The organism is Pseudomonas sp. GW821-FHT09C09 (assembly GCF_059418105.1).
The window spans coordinates 14355-35097 of the sequence record NZ_JBWKPF010000012.1 but is presented as its reverse complement, the minus strand read 5'-3'; the positions used below and the strand labels follow the sequence as shown (position 1 = coordinate 35097).

Below are 20743 nucleotides of genomic sequence, written 5' to 3'. Positions count from 1 at the left end.
CGCACCGCGTGGGAACGATCCTCAATTGGTCGCCTTCAACGCCTCAAGCTTCGCCATCACCCCCGCCGCTGTCTGCTCACCCATCAACTGTTCCTGCACCTTGCCCTTGTTGTCGATAATATAGGTCACCGGCAAGGCTTCGCTGCGCGGCAGTTCGAACAGATCCGCCGGATCCTGCGCCAGCACGGTGAACTTGATGCCGAGTTTCTCGCTGGCACCTTTCAGTTCTTCACCCTGCACATTGTCGAAGTTGACCCCGAACACCCCGATCTTCTTGCCCTTGAGCTCTTCAGCCAGATGATTGAGTTCCGGGATTTCCGTGCGGCACGGACCGCACCATTCGGCCCAGTAATTGAGTACCACCCATTGCTTGTCCAGGCGCTCGGACGCGACTTTCTGCCCGTTCTGATCGATGCCGTAGTCGTTACCGCAGCCCCCCAGCATCAACGCCCCGATGATCGTCAATGCCGCTGCCAGTCGCCGTGTCATGTCATGTTCCTTGTGAAAAATTGAATGCGCCTGCGACCCATCGCCTCCCAAGGTTCTGGATTGCGCGCTGCACAGTTAGAATAGCCGCCACTCTACGCAAGAAGCGACCCGCCCATGACCGATCTGACGCTTTATCACAACCCGCGCTGCTCGAAATCCCGCGGTGCGCTCGAACTGCTCGAAGCCCGTGGCCTGACGCCAAACGTCGTGCGCTACCTCGAAACGCCGCTGGACGCCGCGCAAATCAAGGCCCTGCTCGACAAGCTGGGGATCAGCGCCCGGCAACTGCTGCGCACCGGCGAAGACGAATACAAGACCCTTAACCTGGCCGATGCCAGTCTCACCGAGAAACAATTGATTGAAGCCATCGCGGCGCATCCGAAGCTGATGGAGCGACCGATTCTCGAAGCCGGCGACAAGGCCGTCATCGGCCGCCCACCGGAGCAGATCCTGGAGCTGTTGCCGTGAGTGCGCCGTACATTCTGGTTCTGTATTACAGCCGCAGCGGTTCGACCAACGAGATGGCCCGGCAGATTGCCCGGGGTGTCGAGCAGGCCGGCCTCGAAGCGCGCCTGCGCACCGTGCCGGCGATCTCCACCGAGTGCGAAGCGGTATCGCCGGACATTCCGGATGAAGGCGCGCTGTACGCCACGCTGGATGACCTGAAGAACTGCGCCGGCCTGGCCCTCGGCAGCCCGACCCGTTTCGGCAACATGGCTGCGCCGCTCAAATACTTCCTCGATGGCACCAGCAACCTGTGGCTGACCGGCGCGCTGGTCGGCAAACCGGCCGGCGTGTTCACATCCACCGCCAGCCTGCATGGCGGCCAGGAAACCACCCTGCTGTCGATGATGCTGCCGCTGCTGCACCATGGCATGTTGATCACCGGCCTGCCCTACAGCGAATCGGCGCTGCTCGAAACCCAGGGCGGCGGCACGCCGTACGGCGCCAGCCATCACGCCGGGGCTGACGGCAAAAGCGGTCTCGACCAGCACGAAGTGGCGCTGTGCCGCGCACTGGGCGCACGTCTGGCCAAAACGGCCCAGAAGCTGGGGAACTGAGATGGCCCGAAAGCCGAAAGTCCTGCCTGCCGTCGAATGGCTGGAGCCACGGGTGCGGGCAATGCGGGTGATCAGTCTGCTGTGCTTTTTCGGCCTGGCCGGACTGCTCGCCGCGTATTACCTGGTGTTCGCCGACCTGCATGGCGCACGGCCGTGGGTGATTCTGCTGATCGAACTGATCCCGTGGCTGGTGCTGGCACCGGGCATGATCATGGGCAGCACCCGCGGGCATTCGTGGATGTGCTTTGTGGTGAACCTGTATTTCATCAAGGGCGCACTGGCGGCGTATGACCCGAGCCGCCAGCTGTTCGGCGTGCTGGAGATGATCGCCAGTCTGGCGGTGTTCTGCTCGGCGCTGCTGTATGTGCGCTGGCGGTATCAGCTGAACCGCAAACTGGCCGGCGAAGGCGAAGTCTCCGTCGCCTGACAGCTGTCCCGAGATCGTTCCCACGTTTTGCGTGGGAACGATCACTCGGTCTCAATGATTGACGGTATACGCCAGCATCATCGAAATCTGGCTCATCGGCCGCCCGCCACTCTCTTCATGCCACTGGTTGAACGCGTTCTGCACCGTGGCCAGATCCCGCAGACTGCTCGGCGCCTTGTCGACGATCTTCTGTGCATTCAACGCCGCGACCACATCGTAGCTCGGCACGAACGTGTCCTTGCCGACCATGCGCAGGAAGCGTGGCGCCGACAGGCCGCCCAATTGATGGCCGTGCTTTTTCAGGTAGGTCCACAGGCCGACGATATCGGTCACCGGCCAGTCGGCCAGCAACGCGCCGAAACTGCCCTTCTCTTTCTCGACATCCAGAATGAACTGCGCATTGCGCGGCACGCTTTTCAGTTTGCCCAGGTGACGGATGATCCGCGCGTCCTGCATCAACCGCTCAAGGTGCTCGGCGCTCATCAGCACCACTTTTTCCGGGTCGAACTTGAAGAACACTTCTTCGAAGGCCGGCCACTTGGCGTCCACCAGGCTGTGTTTGAGCCCGGCACGAAACACCCGCAGGGCCATGGTCGAGAGATAACGGTCGTCGCTGATCTGGCGCAATTGCGCCGGGGTCTTGGGAACGGGCAGATGGGCTTCCAGTTCAGCCGCCGAACCGAAGCGGTTCAGACAGTATTCGTGCAGCCACTTGTAGTCGCGCATGCCCTCTCCTAAAAAACGAATTGAAAACGGCGCCCGCGAGCGCCGTTTTTTTTCAAGCGATCGGATCGCTTACAGGTTCACCACGTTAACGAATCGCGAAGCGGCGGTTTCATCAATCTTCAGGCTGGTGAAATCGAACAGGTTACGGTCGGCCAGTTGCGACGGGATCACGTTCTGCAGGCTGCGGAAAATGCTCTCGGTACGCCCCGGGGTCTTGCGCTCCCAGTCCACCAGCATTTCCTTGACCACCTGACGCTGCAGGTTTTCCTGGGAGCCGCAGAGGTTGCACGGGATGATCGGGAATTGCTTGAAGTCCGAGTAGGCCTGGATGTCTTTCTCGTTGCAGTAGGCCAGCGGACGGATCACCACATTGCGGCCGTCGTCGGCGCGCAGCTTCGGCGGCATCGCCTTGAGGGAGCCGTTGAAGAACATGTTGAGGAAGAACGTCTCGACGATGTCATCGCGGTGATGACCGAGGGCCATTTTGGTCGCACCGATTTCGTCGGCGAAGGTGTACAGCGTGCCGCGACGAAGGCGCGAGCACAGCGAACAGGTGGTCTTGCCTTCAGGAATCAGCTCCTTGACCACCGAGTACGTGTCTTTCTCGACGATGTGGTACTCGATGCCCAGCTCTTTCAGGTAGGCCGGCAGCACGTGCTCGGGGAAGCCCGGCTGCTTCTGGTCCATGTTCACGGCGACGATCTCGAACTTGATCGGTGCAACCTTCTGCAGGTGCATCAGCACGTCGAGCATGGTGTAGCTGTCCTTGCCTCCGGACAGGCAGACCATGACCTTGTCGCCGTCTTCGATCATGTTGAAGTCGGTGACTGCTTCGCCGGCCAGGCGGCGCAGGCGCTTTTGCAGTTTGTTCTGGTTGACCGTAAGAGTGCCCATGACGCGAAATCCGTGAGGTGTGACGAAAGGCGGGCATTTTACGCAAAAACACCGGGGTTGTGGCCACAGGTTGTCGCCCCCTCGAATGCCCGCTCGCACAGACCCCGACGCGATTACCCCGCCGGTTTACAGCGCGATTTGCTCTAAGACCCCAATACCTGTGCGGTTAAGACCTTCCTATACTGCGACATAAGGTCGCACGCAATCTGAAGACCTGTATTTGCTCGGCCACATTGGCCCGTAGGCGCTCCGCTGGGGGGCGATGGCAATAACGAGAGGAGTGACTGGCATGATCCATCACGTAGTGGGACTTTTTACCCACCCCGATCAGGAATGGAAGGAAATCCGTGGCGACCAAGAGGAAAGCATCAGCCACATGTACCTGACGCACACGTTGATTCTGGCGGCGATCCCCGCTATTTCGGCGTTTATCGGCACGACTCAGGTCGGCTGGGTCATCGGCAGCCGCGCCCCGGTGATGCTCACCGTCGAAAGCGCGTTGTGGATGACCATCATGTCGTACCTGGCGATGCTCGGCGGAGTCGCGGTCATGGGTGCCTTCGTGCACTGGATGGCCCGCACCTATGACGCCAACCCGAGCCTGGCCCGTTGCGTCGCGTTTGCCACCTACACCGCAACGCCGCTGTTCGTCGGCGGCCTGGCGGCGCTCTATCCGCATATGTGGCTGGGGATGATCGTCGGTACGGCGGCCATCTGCTACACGGTGTACCTGCTGTATGTGGGGTTGCCGACCTTCATGAACATTCCGTCTGACGAGGGTTTTCTGTTTTCCAGCTCGGTACTGGCGGTAGGTCTGGTGGTGCTGGTGGCTATCATGGCGTTTACCGTGATTGTCTGGGGACTGGGCGTGGGGCCTGTCTATACCAACTGACGAACGATCCAATCCGAGAAGAACAAGATCCGCCAACACAGGCCGCCGCGAGGCGGCCTTCTCATGCCTGAAAGAGACGTCGCGACCATTCGGCAGTCTGGTGATTCGCAAGACTGAACGGTTGCGGCATACTCCAAATCTCTGGAGATCCATCAAGCATGCCCGAGCAACTCAATACCCGCGTCGAAGACTGTTTCCAACTCGCTGAATCCTTTTTCAAACGTCCTTTCAAACGCCCTGTGGTGAGCCTCAAGCTGCGCGGGCAAAAAGCCGGAGTCGCGCATCTGCACGAGAACCTGCTGCGCTTCAACCCGCAGCTGTACCGGGAAAACACCGAACACTTCCTCAAGCAGACCGTGGCCCATGAAGTCGCGCACCTGATCGCCCACCAACTGTTCGGCGACCGCATCCAGCCCCACGGCGAGGAGTGGCAACTGATCATGCGCGGTGTTTACGAGCTGCCGCCGGATCGCTGCCACACCTACGAAGTCAAACGCCGCAGCGTGACCCGCTATATCTACAAATGCCCGTGTGCCGACAGTGATTTTCCGTTTTCGGCCCAGCGCCATAGTCTGGTCAGGCAGGGGCGACGGTATCTGTGCCGCCGATGCCGGAATACGCTGGTGTTCAGTGGCGAGATGCGGGTCGAGTGAATCAGGCGATCACCTTCGCTCGCCGCAATTCGGCAATGCGCTCAACACTCAAGCCCAACTCCCCCAACACCTGATCCGTATGCTGCCCCGGCGCCGCGCCGACATGTCGCGGCGCCGGCAAGGCTTCGGAGAACTTCAGCGGACAAGCGATCTGCGCCTGCGCCGAGCCATCCCCACGGGGCACCTGCGTCACCAGTTCCCGCGCCTGCAACTGCGGATGCTGCACCGCTTCGCCCAGATTCAATACCGGTTCGACACAGGCATCGATCCCGGCGAACAGCTCGCACAGTTCGGCAAAGTCATGCTTCTCGAACTCGACCTTCAAGGCATCCTTGAGCGCCCGCTGCTGCTCGGGCTTGGGTGACAAACCCTGAGCCGCCAGTTCCGGCCGCCCCAGCGCCGCACACAGTTGCTGCATGAACGCCGGCTCCAGACTGCCCACCGACATCCAGCGCCCGTCGCGGGAGCGGTAACAGTCGTAGAAGCTGCCGCCATTGAGCATCTGATCCTCCCAGCCCGGCTCCTCGCCGCAGGCCAGATACCCGGCACCGGCCATGGCATTCAGGCTGAAGGCGCAGTCGGTCATGCTCACGTCCAGGTGTGTGCCCTGCCCCGTCTGTTGGCGAGATATCACCGCAGCCAGCAGGCCGATCACCCCGTGCAGCGAGCCACCCGCGATATCCGCCACCTGCATGCCCAGCGGCAACGGCCCGCTGTCGGCGCGCCCGGTGTAACTGGAGAGCCCGGCCAGCGCCAGATAGTTGATGTCGTGGCCAGCGCGATCCTTGTACGGCCCGGTCTGGCCATAACCGGTGATCGACACATAAATCAGCTTCGGATTGATCGCCTTCAGCGCCTCATAACCCAGCCCCAGCCGCTCCATCACACCGGGGCGGAACTGCTCCAGCACGATGTCGTAGTCCGCGAGCAACTGCTTCACCAGCTCCAGCGCCTCGGGCTGTTTGAGATCCAGTGCCAGGCTGCGCTTGTTGCGGTTCAGATAAGCGTGACTGGCCGAGACGCCTTGATCGTGAGGCGGCAAGACCCGCAGCAGATCGAGGCGGGTCGGCGATTCGATGCGCAACACCTCGGCGCCCATGTCCGCCAGCAGCAGCGAGGCGAACGGTCCCGGCAGCAGGGTCGAGAAATCCAGAATCTTCAGTGAGGCCAACGGTGCAGACATGGGCGATCTCCATCAACGATGCATGCAGCCTAGGCAGCCATGAACGATGGGGCAATTACCGGATGCGTCAGTTGCGCTGACCGTTGTGCTCAAATCGTGCACTTAAATCGCAGACATGAAAAAACCCGCCGAAGCGGGTTTTTCCATGTCTGCGATGCTTACTTCACATTGCTCGGGGTCGGGCCTTCGGCCACACCCAGGTCGTCTTCGTGACGCTGGTCGACGATACCGCGACCGCCCGAGGCCAGCTCGGCGTCCAGTACGTCGGTGTCCAGCTCCTTGACCCACTTGGCTACAACGATGGTGGCAACGGCGTTGCCGACCAGGTTGGTCAGGGCGCGGGCTTCGGACATGAAGCGGTCGATACCCAGGATCAGTGCCAGACCGGCCACCGGCAGGTGACCTACCGCCGACAGGGTGGCGGCCAGCACGATGAAGCCCGAACCGGTCACACCGGCTGCGCCTTTGGAGGACAGCAGCAACACCACCAGCAGAGTGATCTGGTGAGTGATGTCCATGTGGGTGTCGGTCGCCTGAGCGATGAACACGGCCGCCATGGTCAGGTAGATCGCGGTACCGTCGAGGTTGAACGAGTAACCGGTCGGGATCACCAGACCCACTACCGATTTCTTCGCGCCCAGACGCTCCATCTTGATCAGCATGCGTGGCAGTACCGATTCCGACGAGGAAGTGCCGAGTACGATCAGCAGTTCTTCACGGATGTAGCGGATCATCTTCAGCACGCTGAAGCCGTGCATGCGGGCGATGGCACCCAGCACGATCAGGATGAACGCCAGGCACGTGATGTAGAAGCAGATCATCAGTTGACCCAGTTGCACCAGCGAGCCGACACCGTAGGCACCGATGGTGAACGCCATCGCACCGAAGGCACCGATTGGCGCGAGCTTCATGATCATGTTGATGATGTTGAACATCACGTGGGCGAAGCGATCGATGAAGTCCAGGATCGGCTTGCCGTAGGCACCCAGGCGATGCAGGGCGAAACCGAAGATCACCGAGAACATCAGCACTTGCAGGATGTCACCGGTGGCGAACGCGCCGACGATAGTGGTCGGAATCACGTTGAGCAGGAAGCCGACAACGCTCTGGTCAGCGCCCTGTGCCACGTAGGTGGCGACTTTCGAGGCGTCGAGGGTGGCGACATCGATGTGCATGCCGTTGCCCGGCTGCACGATGTTGACCACAACCAGACCGACCAGCAGGGCGATGGTCGAAACGATTTCGAAGTACAGGAGTGCATAGCCACCGGTCTTGCCGACCGATTTCATGCTCTGCATGCCGGCGATGCCGCTGACCACGGTGCAGAAGATGATTGGCGCGATGATCATTTTGATCAGTTTGATGAACCCGTCACCCAGCGGCTTTACGGCCACGCCGAACTGCGGGTAGTAGTGGCCGAGCGCAATACCGATACAGATTGCGACGATCACCTGGAAATACAGGGATTTGTACAGTGGCTGACGAGTCGTCATTGCAAAGTTCCTCAAGAGTCCCGCGTGGCAACATCCATCTGTTGAACGCGACACTTGAATTGCGAACCCTCCTGCACTGGAGGGATTTGTTGTGTCGAACGACGCTTTCCGGACCGGCTCGGCGCACGCTTCTGTCGCTCTTATCGCAAACGTCGTGCCACTTTGGTGCAAATCGCTGCAAGCCTTTTGATATCAGGGGATGCAGGTTTTTCTGTGTCACTATCCGGTTACTCAAGTGTGGCGGATTTCCGCCAACGCACCTGCTCTCGTCCTACAATTTGGCGGAAATCCGCCTTGTTGCCGATCAGAGCCGCCGGCTACCATCGGTCGCCAGAGGAAGGATTTGCCGCTTATGCGCGAACGCACCATCGCCAGTCACTTCGCCCGTGCCGCCCTCGTCGGCGCACGCCGTCGCGGGTTCGATTATTCGGGCCTGCTGCTGCAACTGGGCATCAGTTCCGAACTGCTCGACGAGCCCCGTGCGCGGATCGCCCCGGAACTGTTCACCCAACTGATCCAGAACCTCTGGCTGGCCCTGGACGACGAATGCCTGGGTTTCGGCAACGCGCCCAGCAAGACCGGCAGTTTCGCCATGATGTGCCACGCCATCATCCATTGCCGCAGCCTGGAAAAGGCTCTGCAGCGCGGCTTATTGTTTTATAGCCTATTCCCCGAGGCCCCGCGCCTGAGCCTGACCCATGAAGACGAATGGGTGCGCCTGAGCCTCGACGATTTGCAATTGTGGGACCCGGATCACTTTCTTTCCGAGAGCCTGCTGGTGATCTGGCACCGCCTCGGCAGCTGGCTGATCGGCCAGCGGATTCGCCTGGAACAGGCAAGTTTCAGCTATCCGAAACCGGCGCACGGGGCGGAATACGATTTGCTGTTCTCGTGTCCGCTGGCGTTTTCGGCACCGCAAAGCAGCCTGGTGTTTCACAGTCGCTATCTGCACATGCCGCTGTTGCAGGACGAGCGCACCCTCAAGCACTTTCTCGAACGCTCCCCCGCCGACCTGCTGTCTCGCCCGGACGACGGCAACAGCCTCAGCAGCCGATTGCGCCGCCTGCTCAGCCATGACAGCGCGCGCTGGCCGGACCTGGAAGCCGTGGCGGCGCATCTGCACATCAGCCCGCAAACCCTGCGCCGGCATTTGCGCGAGGAAGGCACCAGTTTTCAGGAATTGAAGGATCAGTTGCGCCGGGACATTGCGATTTATCACCTGGGGCGGGCCGATCTGTCGTTGCAACAGATCGCCGAACAGCTCGGGTTCTCCGAGCCGTCGGCGTTTCATCGAGCGTTCAAGAAATGGACGGGGCTGACGCCGGGGGCGTATCGGGCGCAGGAGCAGTAGGCGGTCACACCGCCGGGAAATGAATCCTGAACGCCGCCCCGCCCATCGGCGAATCGCCCAGGGTCAATTTGGCGTTGTAGCTCTCGATGATGTCCTTGACCACCGCCAGACCGATCCCCTGCCCCGGGTGCTGGCGATCCAGTCGTTCGCCACGCTCAAGAATCCGCGCCCGCTGATGTTGCGGGACGCCGGGACCGTCGTCTTCGATACACAATTCGCTCCCGGCCAGGGTTTCGCGCACGCTGATGCGCACTTCGCCCAGGCACAGGCGATAAGCGTTTTCCAGCAGGTTGCCCAGCATTTCCAGCAAGGCGCCCTGCTCGATCGGCAGGTAGCAGTGTTCCGGCAGGTCGAATGCCACCCGCACGCGCTTGTCGCGGTAGACCTTGTCCAGGGTGTCGCACAGGCTTTTGAGCACCGGGCGCAGGCGTACCTGATGGCGCACCAGACCGCTTTTACGCAGGCTGGCGCGTTGCAACTGGTAGCTGATCTGCTGGCTCATGCGCTCGATCTGGGTTTGCAGCACCCAGGCCTGATCGCGATCTTCGGGGCGCTGGGCCATGTCCTCGCTGACGCCCTGCAACACCGCCAGCGGGGTTTTCAGACTGTGGGCCAGATCGTCGAGGGAGTCGCGGTAACGGCTGCGTTGCTGACGTTCGCTGTGCAGCAAGCGGTTGAGCGAGCCGGTCAGGCGCAGCAGTTCACGGGGGTGCTGTTCGGTGAGGCTTTCGCGGGTGCCGCTTTCGATTTCGTCCAGTTCCTGGCTGAGCCGGCGCAAGGCTTTCAGGCCCCAGGTCAGGCCGATCCACAGCAACGAAAGCAAGACCAGCAACGCAGCGCCGAAGCCGAGGTAGAGGTTTTCCCGCAGGCCTTCGAGGGTGGTTTCGTATTCGCGCACCGGTTGCAGCGCGACGATGCTGAACGCCGCGTTCTTGCCGCCGAGCAGTTTGACTTCGACGTCGTAGACGAAGAACTCCTGACCGCTGGCTTCGCGAATCCGCGCAAACTCGCTGCCCATTCCGTCGTAACGCGGTTTGTAGTTGATCTGCTCTTCCTGGGTCGCTTTCGAGCGCCAGACCAGATGACCTTCGCGGTCGTAGATGTAGCCGAGCAGACGAAAGTCGGCGAGGTTGAAACGCTCGTCCGGCAATTGCATCGGCATCACCAGCCGACCGTTTTCAATCCGTGCCGCAGAAATCAGTGTGGTGACATCCGAAGCCAGGCGCTGCTCGATGGAATCCTGCAGCGCCAGGCTGAACGCCCCTTGCATCGCCGGAAGCAAGGCGAGCATGAACAACACCGCCAACGTCGTGGCGGCCAACATCAAGCGAACGCGAAGCGAACGGATCAAGTGCAGCGCTCATTGAACAGATAGCCCAGCCCGCGCACCGTGTCGATCGGCTTGAACCCGGCCGGACCTTCGAGCTTGCGCCGCAGACGTCCGACCAGCACTTCGATCACGTTCGGATCACGCTCGTCGTCGTCCGGGTACAGCTGTTCCATCAGGCGATCCTTGGGCACCACTTGCTGGTGGTGACGCATCAGGTATTCGAGGATCCGGTATTCGTAGGCGGTCAGCGCCAGCGGCTGTTCATCGAGGGTCGCCTGCTTGCGATTGAGGTCAAGCAGCAGCGGCCCGGCAACGATGGACGACTGGGTGAAGCCGCTGGAGCGACGCAGCAGCGCATTGAGCCGTGCTTCCAGCTCTTCGAACTGGAACGGCTTGACCAGATAATCGTCGGCGCCGGCGGCCAGGCCTTCGACCTTGTCCTGCCAGTTGCCACGGGCGGTGAGGATCAGGATCGGAAAGCTCTTGCCGTCCTGGCGCAGCTGGCGGATCAGATCGAGCCCGCCCATGCCCGGCAGGCCGAGGTCGATCACCGCCAGGTCAAAATTGAATTGCCCGGTCTGGTACAGCGCCTCTTCGGCATTGGCCACGGACTCGACCACGTGACCGCTTTCCGTCAGGCGGGTTTGCAGGTGATGGCGCAACAGCGCTTCATCTTCGACGACCAACAGTTTCATGACACTCTCCCGGGCCAATCAGCATCTCCAACAGCATACCTGCGACAACGGTGTACTGCCGCTTTTGAGGGTCCTGTTCATTACATCCCTCGGACGTGGTTCAAGATTACTGAACCCGGCCTGTACCTGCCCTGAACGCACCCTGAACCCGGGCGCAATCAAATGAACTAGGCTGTCTTGACCTTTTATTGTCAGGAGACCCGATCATGCGCCTGTTCCTTGCCCTCACCCTGCTCGCCTTCAGCAGCCTCAGCGCGGCTGCAATCAAAACCGAGGAAATACCTTACCAGAGCACCGACGGCACGAAACTGATCGGTTATTACGCCTATGACGATGCGATCAAGGGACCTCGCCCCGGTGTGGTGGTGGTCCATGAATGGTGGGGGCTGAACGATTACGCCAAGCGCCGCGCCCGGGATCTCGCCGGCCTCGGCTACAGCGCCCTGGCCATCGACATGTACGGTGACGGCAAGAACACCGAGCACCCGAAAGATGCGATGGCGTTCATGCAAGCGGCCACACAGAACGCCGATGCCGCCAGCAAACGCTTCGAGGCCGGCCTCGACCTGCTGAAAAAACAGCCACAGACCGACACCGGCAAACTGGCCGCCATCGGTTACTGCTTCGGTGGTGGCGTGGTGTTGAATGCGGCGCGCCAGGGTGTGCCACTGGCCGGCGTGGTGAGTTTCCACGGCGCACTCGCCACCAAGACTCCGGCGACGCCCGGCAGCGTGAAGGCGAAAATCCTCGTCGAGCACGGCGCGCTGGACAGCATGGTCACCGCCGACAACGTCACGGCATTCAAGTCTGAAATGGACAAGGCCGGCGCCGACTATAAATTCGTCAGCCTCGACGGCGCCAAGCATGGTTTCACCAACCCCGATGCGGATCGTCTGAGCCACGGCGATCACGGTGGCCCGGACATCGGCTACAACAAGGCTGCGGATGAAAAATCCTGGGCGGACATGCAGACCTTCTTCAAGCAAATCTTTGGCTGAACCCACTCGTTCCCGCGCCCTGCGCGGGAACGTTCCACACCTGCGCACTATCCAGCCTCATAGCAACCCGGCAAAATGCCCGCCATGAATTCCAGCCCTCTCCTCCCCGCCTGCTGCACCCCGCTCGATGCCCACTGGCCGTTGCCGACCGTGCTGCCGGACACCGTGCTGCTGAGCACCCACTTCGATCCGTCGCAATTGCTCGGCGATGACTTCCGCCGCAGCGCCATCGAGCCACCGCCGAGCATCCAGCGTTCGGTGGCCAAGCGTCAGGCGGAGTTTCTCGCCGGACGCATCTGCGCCCGGGCCGCGCTGCAACAGCTGGAAGGTTCAAGCAGCGTACCGGCGATTGGCGAGGATCGCGCACCGGTGTGGCCGGCACATATCTGTGGTTCGATCACCCACAGCACCGGCCGGGCGGCCGCGATTGTCGCCAACAAGCAACACTGGCGCGGGCTGGGCATGGATCTGGAAAACCTGCTCAACGCCGAACGGGCCGAGCGCCTGGCCGGGGAAATCCTCACGCCAGCGGAGATGCAGCGCATGGCCGCCGGCGCCCGCGATCAACTGGCGTTGTGGGTGACGCTGACGTTTTCGGTGAAGGAAAGCCTGTTCAAGGCGTTGTACCCGATCGTCCAGAAGCGCTTCTATTTCGAGCACGCCGAAATGCTCGAATGGACCGAGCACGGTCATGTGAGGCTGCGCCTGCTGACAGACCTGTCCAGCGAATGGCGCAACGGGACCGAACTGGACGCACAGTTCGGGGTACACGACGGGCAGTTGTTGAGTCTGGTCAGCATCCAGGCTTGAGCGGCTTCAACGCCGCTCCTGATTCCGCGGCCAGCTCAGACTGAAACATGCCCCGCCCAGACTCTTGCTCTTGCCGATCAGCGCCCGGCCGTCATGCCAGTGGATGATCCGCCGCACAATCGACAAGCCCAGGCCGTGCCCACCGGACGCCCGGGTACGGCTGTCGTCCAGCCGTAGAAAGGGCGTGAAGATTTTCTCCCAGGCACTCTCCGGCACACCCGGGCCGTCGTCCTCGACATCCACCCGGCAACGCATCTGCCCGACCTGATAACTGACCGTGACCTTCGAGCGCGCATGGCGCATGGCGTTGCCCACCAGATTCTGCAAGGCCCGATGCAGGTAACGCGGCTCGGCCTCGACCCAGGCATCGTCGCAATCAGCCGCCGACAGGCACAAGCCGCGTTGCACCGTGACATCGGCGCGCAGTGGCGCCAGTTCTTCGATCACCTGATTGACCAGTGCATCGAGGTCGATGCGCTGGAAGGTCAGCGCCGGCGAGCCCTGCTCCAGCCGCGCATAGGTGAGCATTTCGTCCACCAATTTATCGAGGTCCTCGATGTCGTGGTCCATGCCCTCGCGGTACTTTTCCAGTGCTTGCGGGGTGGTGGCCGAGCCGATCATTTCCAGACCGAATCGCAGCCGCGCCACCGGCGTGCGCAACTCATGGGACACCGCGCGTACCAGTTCCCGCTGGATCGCCAGCAGCTGTTGCAGATGTTCGGCCATGCCGTTGAACGCCGCCGCCAGTTTGCCCACCGAGTCGGCGCCGCGTGCTGGCACACGGGTTTCCAGACTGCCCTTGGCGATGCGCGTGGCCGCTGCTTCGAGACCGCGCAATCGCCGCTCCAGCTGACGCACCAATAAATAGACGATGAGGCCGATCAGGGTCAGACCCAATGCCGCAATCAGCACCAGCCATTGCGGCGGGTACGGATTCATCTGATAGAGCGGGCCGATTTCCAGCACCCACGGTGTACCGACCATCCCGGCAAACACGCGGATCGAATCACCGCCCTTACCCAGCGCCATCACCGTATCGCCTTCCGAGACGCGACGACTCTGGTCCTCATCCATGTCGGCCTCGTCCACGGTGACCAGTCGCAGATCGAAACCGAACCCCTTCTCTTCCTTTAATTGCGCGAGGCGTTTGGGCTGCTCGCCCACCGGCACCCGCACCAGTTCATCGGCCAGCAGGTAGATGGTCGCCCGGGCCAGTTGCTCGCTGATCTGCTGCACCTCGCCCACCAGTACCAACTGCTCCTTGTCGCTGACCAGACGGTAGACCTTTGCCGCGTGCGGCCCGGTCTGCTCCACCAGAGCCTGGCCGCGCTGCACGCGGGTGCGCTGGGTCAGGTCGAGATCGGTCTGGGTGAACGTCTGCAACGTCAGCGGAATCCCCAGCAGCCGCTCCCACACCAGCAAGGCGCGATGGCGCTCGGTCTCGTTCATCGGTTGCAGATTGTCGGCCATCAACGAAAACGTGCCGTGGGCCAGGCGTTCGCGGTATTGCTCGCTGCGCACCTGATTGAGCAGGTGCAGCGCGAGAACACCGAGCACCGCCACCAGAATCAGTGCCGCGCACATGCCGCCATAGATGCGCAGGAAGATCGAATTCACAGCGGCAGTTCTACGCAGGCTTCAGGCACGAACAGATAACCTTTGCTGCGCACGGTCTTGATCAGACGCGGGTGATCCGGATCGTCGCCGATCTTCGGGCGGATGCGCGAGATGCGCACATCGATCGAACGGTCCTGGCCGTCGTAGCCGATGCCGCGCAACGCGGTGAAGATTTCTTCCCGCGACAGGATCCGTCCGGCGTTGGACACCAGCAGCCACAGCAGATCGAATTCGGCGCTGGTCAACTCGATGCCGCTGTCGCTCAGCCAGGCTTCGCGCAAGGCGTTGTCCACCACCAGCGGGCCGAATTGCAGACGACGTGGCTTGCCCGCCGCCGGCTCCGGTGCGTCACTGCGTCGCAACAGCGCCTGGATGCGCGCCAGCAACAGACGCGGGCGCACCGGTTTGCACACGTAATCATCGGCACCGATGTCGAGGCCGAGGATCTGGTCGGCGTCGTCGGTGCGCGCGGTCAGCATGAGGATCGGCCCGTCGTACTGGTCGCGCACCTTGCGGCAGATGCTCAGGCCGTCTTCACCGGGGAGCATCAGGTCGAGGATCACCAGATCCGGCTGGTCCTTGATGATCCGCGCCGCCGCCAGCGCCCCGTTGCCTTCGATCTCCACACGCAATCCGTTGGCTTGCAGGTATTCGCGGGTCAGTTCGGCCAGACGCTGGTCGTCCTCGACTATCAATACCTGCCAGGCTTCTTGCTCCACGGGTGACCTCTGCTTGCCGATGCTGCGAATAAAGGAAGGATCCTCCCGTCTTTTTGTCATCTTTAAGGAGGATAAGAATGCGTGCGTCAGGGCCGATTGTATAAACGGCGTACAGCGAGAACACAAGTCGGTAAATGCGTTCGGACAAGGCCGTTTTTTGTGATAGGGTTCGCGCCCTTAAAAATCCGCTGAAGCGTTTTTCCCGGCGAAAAAACAGTGACAAACGGTCTAGCTCAGCAGGTTCACGGCCTACAAAGGTTTTCCCTGTTTCGCACACAATTTACGCACAGGGTTATCCACAGGCTGTCCGTTGCAATCACCCCCCAAAACGCATTATCTTGTAGCCCGCGCTCAAAAAAACCCTACATGTAGGGGTTCGCGCCAAAAACCAAACACAAACCGGACAGTGAATTCAAGGCTTTTTATTGCCATTGTCGGGTTGAACCAAACGTATTTTCAGAAGCCCAAACCGCGCCTGCGGATGGCTACCGTTTTTCAGCCGATCACGGCGTAAACGGTACGGGTGTTGCAGTCCGAAACTGCTCCCCGAAAGGAATGCGGTTTCACGCGTATCGCGCGGACCGAAGACTTCGGCATGGAAGCGGCGCCCACACGGCCCACTTCCTGAACTGTCCCGAAGTCGTTACCCGGCGCTGGCCGGTCGTAGTGCTTCAGGACGGAACGGTGGGCACCGTGATGGTGCCCAAACAAACATAGAGAACGTGGAGACACCCATGCAAACCGACACAACTCGCGAGAACCCGCAGGGCACCTTGCCGCAGGCCGCCGATTCGAATTCGGATCTGGCTGCCACCGCGCCTGGTCAACTGCGTGTGATCAAGCGTAATGGCACTGTCGTTCCTTACACCGATGACAAGATCACCGTCGCTATCACCAAAGCGTTTCTCGCAGTTGAGGGCGGCACCGCTGCCGCTTCGTCGCGAATCCACGACACCGTTGCCCGCCTGACCGAACAGGTCACCGCGACCTTCAAGCGTCGCATGCCGTCGGGCGGCACCATCCACATCGAAGAAATCCAGGACCAGGTTGAACTGGCCCTGATGCGTGCCGGCGAGCAGAAAGTGGCTCGCGACTACGTGATCTACCGCGACGCCCGTTCCAAGGAACGCGCCACCCGCACCACCGCTGACGCACCGGTACAAGCGCACCCGTCGATCCGCATCACCCGCGCCGACGGCAGCCTCGCGCCGCTGGACATGGGCCGCCTGAACACCATCGTCACCGAAGCCTGCGAAGGCCTGGCCGAAGTCGACGGCGACCTGATCCAGCGCGAAACCTTGAAGAACCTGTACGACGGCGTGGCCCTGAACGACGTCAACACCGCACTGGTAATGACCGCCCGTACCCTGGTCGAGCGCGAGCCGAACTACTCGTTCGTGACCGCCCGCCTGCTGATGGACACCCTGCGTGCCGAAGGCCTGGGCTTCCTGGGTGTCGCCGAGAGCGCGACCCACCACGAGATGGCCGACCTGTACGCCAAGGCGCTGCCGGCCTACGTCGCCAAAGGTATCGAGTTCGAACTGCTGAACCCTGTGCTGGCCGACTTCGACCTGGAAAAACTGGGCAAGGCGATCAACCACGAGCGCGACCAGCAATTCACCTACCTGGGCCTGCAGACCCTGTACGACCGTTACTTCATCCACAAGGATGGCGTGCGTTTCGAACTGCCGCAGATCTTCTTCATGCGTGTGGCCATGGGCCTGGCGATCGAAGAGAAGCAGAAAGAAGACCGTGCGATCGAGTTCTACAACCTGCTGTCCTCGTTCGACTACATGGCTTCGACCCCGACCCTGTTCAACGCCGGTACCCTGCGTCCACAACTGTCGAGCTGCTACCTGACCACCGTTCCGGACGACCTGTCGGGCATCTACCACGCGATCCACGACAACGCCATGCTGTCGAAATTCGCCGGTGGCCTGGGCAACGACTGGACCCCGGTTCGTGCACTGGGTTCGTACATCAAGGGCACCAACGGCAAGTCCCAGGGCGTGGTTCCGTTCCTGAAAGTCGTGAACGACACCGCCGTTGCCGTTAACCAGGGTGGCAAGCGCAAAGGCGCTGTGTGTGCCTACCTGGAAACCTGGCACATGGACATCGAAGAGTTCATCGAGCTGCGCAAGAACACCGGTGATGATCGTCGTCGTACCCACGACATGAACACCGCCAACTGGATCCCTGACCTGTTCATGAAGCGCGTCTTCGATGACGGCAAGTGGACCCTGTTCTCGCCATCCGAAGTACCGGACCTGCACGACCTGACCGGCAAGGCCTTCGAAGAGCGCTACGAGTACTACGAAGCCCTGACCGAGTACCCGGGCAAGGTCAAGCTGTTCAAGACCATCCAGGCCAAAGACCTGTGGCGCAAGATGCTGTCGATGCTGTTCGAAACCGGCCACCCATGGCTGACTTTCAAGGACCCGTGCAACCTGCGCAGCCCGCAGCAACACGTCGGCGTGGTCCACAGCTCGAACCTGTGCACCGAGATCACCCTGAACACCAACAAGGACGAGATCGCGGTCTGCAACCTGGGCTCGATCAACCTGCCGAACCACATCGTCGACGGCAAGCTGGACACCGCCAAGCTCAAGCGCACCATCGACGTCGCCGTGCGCATGCTCGACAACGTGATCGACATCAACTACTACTCGGTACCGCAGGCGAAGAACTCCAACTTCCGTCACCGTCCGGTCGGCCTGGGCATCATGGGCTTCCAGGACGCGCTGTACCTGCAGCACATCCCTTACGGTTCCGACGCTGCCGTCGAATTCGCCGACAAGTCGATGGAAGCGGTCAGCTACTACGCGATCCAGGCTTCCTGCGACCTGGCCGACGAACGCGGCTCGTACGAGACGTTCCAGGGTTCGCTGTGGTCCAAGGGCGTGCTGCCGCTGGATTCGCAACAGATCCTGATCGAAGCACGTGGCCAGAAGTACATCGACGTCGACCTGACCGAGTCCCTGGACTGGGCACCGGTTCGCGCCCGTGTACAGAAAGGCATCCGTAACTCGAACATCATGGCCATCGCACCGACCGCGACCATCGCCAACATCACCGGCGTATCGCAGTCGATCGAACCGACCTATCAGAACCTGTATGTGAAATCGAACCTGTCGGGCGAATTCACCGTGATCAACCCGTACCTGGTTCGCGACCTGAAGGCTCGCGGTCTGTGGGACTCGGTCATGATCAACGACCTGAAGTACTACGACGGTTCGGTTCAGCAGATCGAACGCATCCCGCAAGAACTCAAAGAACTCTACGCGACCGCGTTCGAAGTGGACACCAAGTGGATCGTTGACGCCGCCAGCCGTCGTCAGAAGTGGATCGACCAGGCCCAGTCGCTGAACCTGTACATCGCCGGCGCATCGGGCAAGAAACTCGACGTGACCTACCGCATGGCCTGGTACCGTGGTCTGAAAACCACCTACTACCTCCGTGCCCTGGCCGCGACCAGCACCGAGAAGTCGACCATCAACACCGGCAAGCTGAACGCTGTTTCCAGCGGCGGCAACCACGGTGACGATTCGGTCCTGGCAGCGCCAGCCGGCCCTGCTCCAGTACCGAAGGCTTGCGCCATCGACGAGCCGGATTGCGAAGCTTGCCAATAAGCTGAGCTGAATCGGGCGTTGCGAAACGCCTGATTCCTCCAGACAAAAGAAAACCCCCGACAGACTTCTGGTTTGTCGGGGGTTTTCTTTTGGCCGGTGAAAAAATCCAGGCAAAAAAAACGGCGAACCCTGAATCACAGGTTCGCCGTTTTTTTGCGAGTAGCGACTTACCGTCAGACCATCGACAGCTCAGCCGATGCCTGTCCTACCACCGGAATGGTGAAGGAATCGCCGTTATTGGTGTAGAAGGTTTCGATTGTGTTCCCACCCTTGTACCAGTCCTTGAGGAACACGCCGGAATCCAGGTTGCCGCTTTGCAGGTCGGCCGCGTTGAAGATGTAAGCACCCAGATCATTTTTGACGATCCGGACCTCACTGAGGCTCTGGATGTTCTTCAGGGTAACGGTATCGATGCCCGTGCTCCCCAGGTCTTGAATACCAACCATAGTTTTGGAGAAGACGATATAAGCATCACCACCCTCGCCTCCCAAAGCGTCACCCGAACCACGCAAGTTCAACGTATCCGAACCCGCCCCACCCTGAAGCACATAGCCATACCCCGTGCCGGTCAATGTATCGTTGCCGTCACCGCCATCGGCAATTGCGGACGACACAGTGATATTGTCATTCCCGGACTCGCCATATAGAACGCTACCAGCATCATCGTCAGCGCTTCGCATTGTGTCGTTGCCGTTACCACCGTAGAGCATATCGGCTTGAACGCCTCTGATTGGCAAGCCACCGAAAGCGCTGGTATCGGTGGCAGTACCGCCATAGATAAAGTCATCGCCGTCACCGCCGTAAATAACGTCGTTACCGGCTCCACCTTCCAGCTTGTTCGAATAGGCATTCCCCGTCAGCGAATCGTTGAAGTTCGACCCCATCAGATTATCGATATTGATTAATACATCACCTTGAGCGTCACCGCCTGAAGCAGTTCCATCCAGCAAATTGATTTGCACGCTCCCTGCACTTGTCAGGTACCAGGCACCATCACCTCGCCCCACGCCCGTCAAAAGATCCGCGCCCGCGCCACCGACAAAGTTTTCCGCTGCTGCCGCGCTGCCGGTAAAACTGTCAGCCTGAGAAGTCCCCTGGAATATTTCGATGGACGAATAGATATCGCCCGCCGCAATCCCGGTCAGAACCGGCGCACTCAAATCAAGAACAATGCCGGTACTTTCGTCGGCGAAGCTCAGCATGTCCATGCCGGTACCACCGTCGAAGCGGTTGATCCCCGCGTCTCCGACAAACACATCACTGAAGTTCGAACCAATGATGGCTTCAATACTGGAGTAGACATCGCCGGCCGCAATTCCGGTATGAAGACCGGTTTTCGTGTTGATGGTTAATCCTGTCGTGCTATCGGCATAACTTACTGTGTCGAAACCCTCTCCACCATTGAACTGGTCGGCACCTGCGCCACCCTTCAGGGTGTCATTGCCGGCACCGCCGGTAATGATGTTATCGGATGCGTTACCCGTACCGATAAAGTTGCCAGTCCCGGTGAACGTCAGACGCTCGACCTCTGGCGCCAGGGTGATGATGTTCTGATTGGTACGCACTTCATCATCACCACCACCGGCCATTTCCACCACGTTCTGGCTGGCCGAACCGTTGATGATGTACACGTCATTGCCGGCGCCACCGTAGAAGGTTGTGGTGCCAGCCGAAGCGGTAAACACGTCGTTGTAGTTCGTACCGATGATGTTTTCGAAGTCGGAGAACGTGTCGCCCTGAGCGTCGCCCCCCAGACCGGTACCCGACCGTGCGGCC

The 20743-nt window shown here is 60.7% G+C and carries 19 protein-coding genes; 9 read left to right on the top strand and 10 right to left on the bottom strand.

Annotation, left to right across the window (positions count from 1 at the left end; translation table 11 throughout):
• Positions 1 to 21: 21 nt before the first annotated feature.
• The gene (locus tag AC07NR_RS28385; protein WP_495079945.1) at positions 22 to 489 is read right to left on the bottom strand and encodes a TlpA family protein disulfide reductase; all 468 of its coding nucleotides are present in this window, start codon (positions 487 to 489) and stop codon (positions 22 to 24) included.
• Positions 490 to 603: 114 nt separating this feature from the next.
• Here AC07NR_RS28385 and arsC point away from each other — a divergent pair, with 114 nt between their 5' ends.
• From arsC to AC07NR_RS28370, 3 genes are read left to right on the top strand one after another with little or no spacing between them, the layout of a single operon-like run.
• Positions 604 to 957 carry an arsenate reductase (glutaredoxin) gene (gene arsC / locus AC07NR_RS28380; protein WP_248740079.1) on the top strand — a complete coding sequence of 118 codons (354 nt, stop codon included), beginning with the start codon at positions 604 to 606 and terminating at the stop codon, positions 955 to 957.
• A complete protein-coding gene (wrbA, locus tag AC07NR_RS28375) occupies positions 954 to 1550 on the top strand; it encodes an NAD(P)H:quinone oxidoreductase (protein ID WP_085683574.1) in 597 nt (198 codons plus the stop codon). Before arsC ends, wrbA begins: the two co-directional genes overlap by 4 nt.
• A gap of 1 nt (position 1551) precedes the next feature.
• Positions 1552 to 1977, top strand: a complete 426-nt coding sequence (locus tag AC07NR_RS28370) for a DUF2069 domain-containing protein (protein ID WP_305838382.1) — start codon at positions 1552 to 1554, stop codon at positions 1975 to 1977.
• A 51-nt stretch (positions 1978 to 2028) separates the two neighbouring features.
• Here AC07NR_RS28370 and AC07NR_RS28365 read toward each other — a convergent pair whose 3' ends face one another.
• Both AC07NR_RS28365 and ttcA read right to left on the bottom strand, forming a co-directional pair.
• Positions 2029 to 2703 carry a DNA-3-methyladenine glycosylase I gene (locus AC07NR_RS28365; protein WP_085730411.1) on the bottom strand — a complete coding sequence of 225 codons (675 nt, stop codon included), beginning with the start codon at positions 2701 to 2703 and terminating at the stop codon, positions 2029 to 2031.
• 69 nt (positions 2704 to 2772) lie between these two features.
• Entirely contained in the window at positions 2773 to 3597 is an 825-nt protein-coding gene (ttcA, locus tag AC07NR_RS28360) for a tRNA 2-thiocytidine(32) synthetase TtcA (protein ID WP_064598661.1), read from the bottom strand.
• Positions 3598 to 3886: 289 nt separating this feature from the next.
• Between ttcA and AC07NR_RS28355 the strand changes: the two genes are divergently transcribed.
• Both AC07NR_RS28355 and AC07NR_RS28350 read left to right on the top strand, forming a co-directional pair.
• Complete coding sequence (locus AC07NR_RS28355; protein ID WP_085730410.1) at positions 3887 to 4489, top strand: Yip1 family protein; 603 nt, start codon at positions 3887 to 3889, stop codon at positions 4487 to 4489.
• A 158-nt stretch (positions 4490 to 4647) separates the two neighbouring features.
• A complete protein-coding gene (locus AC07NR_RS28350) occupies positions 4648 to 5142 on the top strand; it encodes a SprT family zinc-dependent metalloprotease (protein WP_007957760.1) in 495 nt (164 codons plus the stop codon).
• Position 5143: 1 nt separating this feature from the next.
• Here the strand turns inward: AC07NR_RS28350 and AC07NR_RS28345 are convergent, their stop codons facing one another.
• Positions 5144 to 6325, bottom strand: coding sequence for a CaiB/BaiF CoA transferase family protein (locus tag AC07NR_RS28345; protein ID WP_495079944.1), 1182 nt, complete (start codon positions 6323 to 6325; stop codon positions 5144 to 5146).
• 158 nt (positions 6326 to 6483) lie between these two features.
• Complete coding sequence (locus AC07NR_RS28340) at positions 6484 to 7818, bottom strand: dicarboxylate/amino acid:cation symporter (RefSeq protein ID WP_423204125.1); 1335 nt, start codon at positions 7816 to 7818, stop codon at positions 6484 to 6486.
• A 352-nt stretch (positions 7819 to 8170) separates the two neighbouring features.
• Between AC07NR_RS28340 and AC07NR_RS28335 the strand changes: the two genes are divergently transcribed.
• Positions 8171 to 9169 (top strand): AraC family transcriptional regulator, encoded by a 999-nt coding sequence (locus tag AC07NR_RS28335; RefSeq protein WP_495079943.1) that lies wholly within the window; start codon positions 8171 to 8173, stop codon positions 9167 to 9169.
• Between the two features lie 4 nt (positions 9170 to 9173).
• On the opposite strand, the gene AC07NR_RS28330 is transcribed toward AC07NR_RS28335, so the two are convergent.
• Together AC07NR_RS28330 and AC07NR_RS28325 are read right to left on the bottom strand one after the other, a co-directional pair.
• Positions 9174 to 10520: an ATP-binding protein gene (locus AC07NR_RS28330; protein WP_495079942.1), complete on the bottom strand. Its 1347-nt coding sequence runs from the start codon at positions 10518 to 10520 to the stop codon at positions 9174 to 9176.
• Positions 10517 to 11194, bottom strand: coding sequence for a response regulator transcription factor (locus AC07NR_RS28325; protein ID WP_085710996.1), 678 nt, complete (start codon positions 11192 to 11194; stop codon positions 10517 to 10519). The genes AC07NR_RS28330 and AC07NR_RS28325 overlap by 4 nt, the downstream gene beginning before the upstream one ends.
• Positions 11195 to 11400: 206 nt before the next feature.
• On the opposite strand from AC07NR_RS28325, the gene AC07NR_RS28320 reads away from it, so the two are divergent.
• Both AC07NR_RS28320 and AC07NR_RS28315 read left to right on the top strand, forming a co-directional pair.
• Positions 11401 to 12192 carry a dienelactone hydrolase family protein gene (locus tag AC07NR_RS28320; RefSeq protein WP_495079941.1) on the top strand — a complete coding sequence of 264 codons (792 nt, stop codon included), beginning with the start codon at positions 11401 to 11403 and terminating at the stop codon, positions 12190 to 12192.
• Between the two features lie 84 nt (positions 12193 to 12276).
• Entirely contained in the window at positions 12277 to 13002 is a 726-nt protein-coding gene (locus AC07NR_RS28315; RefSeq protein WP_305838362.1) for a 4'-phosphopantetheinyl transferase family protein, read from the top strand.
• Positions 13003 to 13008: 6 nt separating this feature from the next.
• Here the strand turns inward: AC07NR_RS28315 and AC07NR_RS28310 are convergent, their stop codons facing one another.
• Together AC07NR_RS28310 and AC07NR_RS28305 are read right to left on the bottom strand one after the other, a co-directional pair.
• Entirely contained in the window at positions 13009 to 14619 is a 1611-nt protein-coding gene (locus tag AC07NR_RS28310; protein WP_248740072.1) for an ATP-binding protein, read from the bottom strand.
• The gene (locus AC07NR_RS28305; RefSeq protein WP_495079940.1) at positions 14616 to 15338 is read right to left on the bottom strand and encodes a response regulator; all 723 of its coding nucleotides are present in this window, start codon (positions 15336 to 15338) and stop codon (positions 14616 to 14618) included. The genes AC07NR_RS28310 and AC07NR_RS28305 overlap by 4 nt, the downstream gene beginning before the upstream one ends.
• Before the next feature lie 734 nt (positions 15339 to 16072).
• Here AC07NR_RS28305 and AC07NR_RS28300 point away from each other — a divergent pair.
• Entirely contained in the window at positions 16073 to 18967 is a 2895-nt protein-coding gene (locus tag AC07NR_RS28300) for a ribonucleoside-diphosphate reductase subunit alpha (protein ID WP_085711001.1), read from the top strand.
• Between the two features lie 173 nt (positions 18968 to 19140).
• Here AC07NR_RS28300 and AC07NR_RS28295 read toward each other — a convergent pair.
• A partial coding sequence (locus AC07NR_RS28295) for a calcium-binding protein (protein ID WP_495079939.1) occupies positions 19141 to 20743 on the bottom strand: 1603 nt, incomplete at its 5' end.